Source organism: Streptomyces sp. KR55 (assembly GCF_052245645.1).
In the GTDB taxonomy this organism is placed as follows: domain Bacteria; phylum Actinomycetota; class Actinomycetes; order Streptomycetales; family Streptomycetaceae; genus Streptomyces; species Streptomyces flavusporus.
On sequence record NZ_JBQQCE010000676.1, the window covers coordinates 1 to 3,759 of the forward strand.

Below are 3,759 nucleotides of genomic sequence, written 5' to 3' on the forward strand. Positions count from 1 at the left end.
GTAGGTGCCGGAGGAGCAGACCACCGACACGACCAGGTCGAGCACGGGCGTGCCGTCCTCGGCTACGGCGTCCCGGACGTCGTACACGCTGAACGACGACACCGTCACGCGGCGGGCCGGGATGTCGAAGTCCTCGCCCTCCCGCGCCCGCTTGTAGGAGCGCACGCCGTTGATCTTGATGGCGCTGACCTTGGACGGTACCTGCATGATGTCGCCGGTCAGCTTGGCGATCCCGGCGTCGATGGCCTCCAGGGTGACCTTCGAGGCGTCGAACGACCCCGTGATCTCGCCCTCGGCATCGTCCGTCACGGTCGTCTGGCCCAGGCGGATCGTGCCCAGGTACTCCTTCTCGGTCAGCGCGAGGTGCCCGAGGAGCTTGGTCGCCTTCTCGACGCCGAGGACGAGGACGCCGGTCGCCATCGGGTCGAGGGTGCCGGCGTGGCCGACGCGGCGCGTCCTGGCGATGCCGCGCATCTTGGCGACCACGTCGTGCGAAGTGAAGCCCGACGGCTTGTCGACGATGACGAGGCCGTCGGGCGTGGTGTGCTTCTGGGTCATGCGGTGGTGTCGTCCTCGTCGTCACCCGGCTTCTTGTACGGGTCGGCGTCTCCGGCGTATGTGGCGCCGGTGGCCGCCTCGCGCACCTTCTCGTCGGAGGCGCGCGCCTTGTCGAGGAGGTCCTCGATGGTCCGGGCGGTGTCCGGGAGGGCGTCGGCGACGAAGGCCAGGGTCGGCGTGAACTTCACACCGGCCGCCCTGCCGACCTCGGAGCGCAGGATGCCCTTGGCGCTCTCCAGACCGGCGGCCGCGGCCGCCCGCTCCTCTTCGTCCCCGTACACGGTGTAGAAGACGGTCGCCTCCCGCAGATCGCCCGTCACCCGGGTGTCCGTGATGGTGACGTGCGAGCCGAGCCGCGGGTCCTTGATCCCACGCTGCAGCTTCTGGGCCACCACCTCTCGGATGAGGTCCGCCAGCCTCTTAGCCCGCGCGTTGTCGGCCACTGGTCCGTCTCCCGTTCTTTCCTGTCTACGTTCTTCGGTCAGTCGTCGTCGCCGTGGAAGCGGCGTCTCACGGACAGCAGCTCCACCTCGGGGCGGCCGGCGACCAGCCGCTCGCACCGGTCCAGTACGTCCCTCAGGTGCCCCGCGTCGCCGGACACCATCGCGAGCCCGATGAGGGCCCTGCGATGAAGGTCCATGTGATCCACCTCGGCCGCGCTCACGGCGTACTTCCGCTGGAGTTCCGCGACGATCGGACGGACGACGGAGCGCTTCTCCTTCAGCGACCGTACGTCGCCGAGAAGCAGGTCGAAGGACAGCGTCCCCACATACATGTATGTAACCGGTTCACCCGCCGGTACGGGATCGATGGCCCCGCTGTTCAGTCGGCAGGGACATCAAGAAAGGTACAACGAACGGGCGGATGGCTCGACGGGATTCTTTTCGCCCGCCTCCTGGCCGACCGGCCGGGGTCTGGGGGCGGAGCCCCCAGTACACGGCGCGCTGGCCGGCAGGACCGAAGTCCCGCCGGCCAGCACAAACCGTCGGCGCAATTACGCCCGCGGCTTCTCCCGCATCTCGTACGTCGCGATGACGTCGTCGACCTTGATGTCGTTGAAGTTGCCGAGGTTGATACCGCCCTCGAACCCTTCGCGGATCTCGGTGACGTCGTCCTTGAAGCGACGCAGACCCTCGATGTTGAGGTTCTCCGCGATGACCTTGCCGTCGCGGACAAGGCGCGCCTTGGTGTTCCGCTTGACCTCGCCGGAGCGGATGAGAACACCCGCGATGTTGCCCAGCTTGGACGACTTGAAGACCTCGCGGATCTCCGCCGTACCGAGCTCGACCTCTTCGTACTCCGGCTTGAGCATGCCCTTGAGGGCCGCCTCGATCTCCTCGATCGCCTGGTAGATGACCGAGTAGTAGCGGACGTCCACACCCTCGCGCTCGGCCATCTGCGCCGCGCGGCCGGCCGCACGGACGTTGAAGCCGATCACGATGGCGTCGGAGCCCATCGCCAGGTCGATGTCGGACTCCGTGACCGCACCGACGCCGCGGTGCAGGACGCGGATGTCGACCTCTTCGCCGACGTCCAGCTGGAGCAGGGAGGACTCCAGGGCCTCGACGGAACCAGAAGCGTCACCCTTGATGATCAGGTTCAGCTGCTGGACCTCGCCGGCCTTGAGCACCTTGTCCAGGTCCTCGAGCGAGACGCGACGCGTGCGCTTGGCGAAGGCCGCGTTGCGCTCGCGGGCGGCACGCTTCTCGGCAATCTGGCGGGCCGTACGGTCCTCCTCGACGACGAGGAAGTTGTCGCCCGCGCCCGGGACGTTGGTCAGGCCCAGGACCTGGACCGGCGTCGACGGGCCTGCCTCGGCGACGTTGTTGCCGTTGTCGTCGAGCATGGCGCGCACACGACCGTAGGCGTCGCCCACGACCATCGTGTCACCGACCCGCAGCGTGCCTCGCTGAACGAGGACCGTCGCCACGGCACCACGGCCGCGGTCGAGACGGGACTCGATCGAGATGCCCTGCGCGTCCTGGTTCGGGTTGGCCCGCAGGTCGAGCGAGGCGTCGGCCGTGAGGATCACGGCCTCCAGCAGGGAGTCGATGTGCAGACCCTGCTTGGCGGAGATGTCGACGAACATCGTGTCGCCGCCGTACTCCTCGGCCACCAGCCCGTACTCGGTGAGCTGACCGCGCACCTTGGTCGGGTCGGCGCCCTCGACGTCGATCTTGTTGACCGCGACGACGATCGGGACGTCGGCCGCCTTGGCGTGGTTGAGCGCCTCGACCGTCTGCGGCATGACGCCGTCGTTGGCCGCGACGACCAGGATCGCGATGTCGGTCGACTTCGCACCACGGGCACGCATGGCGGTGAACGCCTCGTGACCCGGGGTGTCGATGAAGGTGATCTTGCGCTCTTCGTCGTTGACCTCGGTCGCGACCTGGTAGGCACCGATGTGCTGGGTGATGCCGCCGGCCTCGCCCGCGATGACGTTCGTCTTGCGGATGGCGTCGAGCAGTCGGGTCTTACCGTGGTCGACGTGACCCATGACGGTGACGACCGGCGGGCGGACCACCAGGTCCTCGTCGTCGCCCTCGTCCTCGCCGAACTCGATGTCGAAGGACTCGAGCAGCTCGCGGTCCTCCTCCTCGGGGCTGACGATCTGAACCGTGTAGTTCATCTCGTCGGCGAGGAGCTGCAGCGTCTCGTCGGAGACGGACTGCGTGGCCGTGACCATCTCGCCGAGGTTCATCATGACCGCGACGAGCGACGCCGGGTTGGCGTTGATCTTCTCCGCGAAGTCGGTGAGCGACGCACCGCGCGACAGGCGAATGGTCTCGCCGTTGCCGCGAGGCAGCATCACGCCGCCGACCGACGGGGCCTGCATGGCCTCGTACTCCTGACGCCTCTGCCGCTTCGACTTGCGACCACGACGCGCGGGACCGCCGGGACGACCGAAGGCACCCTGCGTGCCACCACGGCCACCGGGACCACCGGGACGACCACCGAAGCCGGGACGGCCACCGCCGCCACCGGGACCACCCGGACGACCGGCGAAACCGCCGCCACCGCCACCCGGACCGCCGGGACGGCCGGCGAAGCCGCCACCGCCACCACCGGGACGACCGGCGAAGCCGCCGCCGCCCGGGCGACCGCCGCCGCCACCGGGACGACCGCCGCCACCACCGGGACCACGGCCACCGGGACCACCGCCACCGGGACGCGGGCCGGCAGCGGGACGCTGCGGCATCA

At 69.0% G+C, this 3,759-nt stretch carries 4 protein-coding genes; all 4 read right to left on the reverse strand.

Annotation, left to right across the window (positions count from 1 at the left end):
• Positions 1–558 (reverse strand): tRNA pseudouridine(55) synthase TruB (gene truB, locus ACTWQJ_RS48125; RefSeq protein WP_443312692.1); only part of this gene is annotated, 558 nt, incomplete at its 3' end.
• On the reverse strand, positions 555–1,001 hold the full coding sequence (gene rbfA, locus ACTWQJ_RS48130; protein WP_443312693.1) for a 30S ribosome-binding factor RbfA: 447 nt from the start codon (positions 999–1,001) through the stop codon (positions 555–557). The genes rbfA and truB, both read right to left, overlap by 4 nt.
• Before the next feature lie 38 nt (positions 1,002–1,039).
• Positions 1,040–1,333 (reverse strand): DUF503 domain-containing protein, encoded by a 294-nt coding sequence (locus tag ACTWQJ_RS48135; RefSeq protein WP_443312694.1) that lies wholly within the window; start codon positions 1,331–1,333, stop codon positions 1,040–1,042.
• A gap of 219 nt (positions 1,334–1,552) precedes the next feature.
• Positions 1,553–3,759, reverse strand: a 2,207-nt coding sequence (gene infB / locus ACTWQJ_RS48140; protein WP_443312695.1) for a translation initiation factor IF-2, incomplete at its 5' end; no start/stop codon positions are given.